This window comes from Vibrio sp. 10N.222.52.B7 (assembly GCF_041474275.1).
Taxonomy (GTDB): Bacteria; Pseudomonadota; Gammaproteobacteria; order Enterobacterales; family Vibrionaceae; genus Vibrio; species Vibrio crassostreae_C.
This window is the reverse complement of sequence record NZ_JBFRTU010000481.1, coordinates 1-283: the sequence shown is the minus strand read 5'-3', so window position 1 is coordinate 283 and position 283 is coordinate 1. Positions and strand designations below refer to the sequence as shown.

Here is a 283-nt window from a genome sequence, read left to right as displayed (position 1 = left end):
AGCTTTGCTGATGCTACGTGGTTGTTACCTTCAAGTACTAATTCAATGATCTCTAGGCGTCGCTGACACGATTTAATGACTGATGATTGGATGTGCATCGAAACCAGGTCAGTCGCTTTACGAAGGCGATTATGTTGCTGCATGGTGCTCAATAAGAAGCGATTTCCTGAACATGCGGCAAGCTGCTCGTGAAACTCGGCACTGAGGCTAAAGAGTTGGCTGGCGTTAACAGATTCTGGGTTCGTAATGGCTTGCACATGGCGCTCTTGGCAGCCTTCCAGAT

The 283-nt window shown here is 48.1% G+C and carries 1 protein-coding gene; it reads right to left on the bottom strand.

What is annotated here, in order from left to right; all coding sequences use genetic code 11:
* Positions 1 to 283: FCD domain-containing protein (locus AB4512_RS23790; RefSeq protein ID WP_372175971.1), on the bottom strand; the 283-nt coding region annotated here is incomplete at both ends.